Annotated in this window: 1 protein-coding gene; it reads right to left on the minus strand. The window is 37.5% G+C overall.

The features are described from left to right. Nucleotides 1-66: 66 nt before the first annotated feature. The gene (locus EZ444_RS27050; protein ID WP_131613008.1) at nucleotides 67-1,281 is read right to left on the minus strand and encodes an IS4 family transposase; all 1,215 of its coding nucleotides are present in this window, start codon (nucleotides 1,279-1,281) and stop codon (nucleotides 67-69) included. Between the last annotated feature and the right edge of the window lie 88 nt (nucleotides 1,282-1,369).

Genomic DNA, 1,369 nt, shown 5'->3' on the forward strand with positions numbered 1-1,369 from the left:
TTCACTGTTGTCCGGAGAAAATGATAAAACACAAAAAAAGCGGCTTAATAAATCATTAGGCCGCTTTTATATTTTAAAATTGATTTCAAAGCCCCCAAAGCTAAGCTGATTAGTTTTAAGTGCTACAGGTAACTTATCTGGGTCGTTTAAAAAAGTGAAAAGATTAATGTAACTCATCAGATGTAGTCTTATAATTGAACTAAGGTTCGAGAAAGACCATTTTCTTTTAAGCTGCACTTGAATCAGTTTGACCAGTAAATCAGATATAAACGCACACCATATCTGTATCTTAATTGCATTTACATTATCGCCAAGGAAGTACTGTAGTGGGAAATTTTGCTTTATTCTTTTGAATAGAACTTCTATCTGCCAGCGTTTCTTATAGAGGTCTGCAATTTGATGGGAAGGCAGATCAAAATTGTTGGTGAGGAACTCAAAGGTTCTTTCTTTGTGTTTATCAAAAAAGGTAACCATTCGGGCTTTAAGCTTAATTTTTCGGGCATGTGTACGTGTGCCTAAAACTATTATTTGATCATTAATAACCCCTAAACTTTTAGATTCTTCACTAACCGTGTTTATGGCTTGTTGAACATAGCTAGCTCCCTTTCTTTGCCTGGTAACGAAAAAAACACCTTCATTAGTCATGCGCTGATATTGATTATAATCTACATAACCTTTATCAAATACAATAAACGCCCCCTTTTCAAGATTGATATTTTGAAGAAAGGTCATATCGTTAGCCTTGGCTGCTGTAAATTCTATTTGTACAGGAACATCTTCAACCGCGTTTACTAACGTATGAACCTTTATACCTCCTTTTCGTTTACCATTCAGTCGACTTCTGCCGGCGGCGCCCAGAATTTCCTGAAAAAGAGTGATCGTAGAGGAGTCTGCTATGAAAAGTTTTTGATTTGTAGTCAGTCGGCTGTCCGGTAAAAGTTGACGGTGGGCTAAATATAAAGACTCATAAATTTCTCGAAAAACATCACTTGAACGCTTCATGTTCGCGTCGCATAAAGTGCTCTTACCGGGAGCTTTCAGGACTCCTAAATGGCGTAACTTATGTTGGCAGGCCTTCATTCCACTTACAACTTCACGGCTACTTGTGCATTTGTTCAATGCGCAGTATAGCATCGTTATTAAATGGGTATAAGTGTCAAAATGCTTATAGTAGTGATCGTGTTTACCGGCACGGGCAATGGATTTAATCTTGCCCCGATCCAGCAAATTTAACAGTTGATTTAGTATGGGCTGTCCGGTAAAAAATATACTTTTGCTCATGTTGATGTTTTTAAGTGTGGTAACTCAAATATATCAACAATGGGCTAGCTTAACAGCTAGCCCAAAATTTTATCCGGACAACAGTGAA

Origin of the sequence: Pedobacter hiemivivus (genome assembly GCF_004331685.1) — a bacterium.
Lineage (GTDB): Bacteria > Bacteroidota > Bacteroidia > Sphingobacteriales > Sphingobacteriaceae > Pedobacter > Pedobacter hiemivivus.

What these genes read in the sequence shown, in the direction of transcription:
- EZ444_RS27050 (WP_131613008.1), bottom strand. Translation starts at nt 1,281, where the DNA reads ATGAGCAAAAGTATATTTTTTACCGGACAGCCCATACTAAATCAACTG.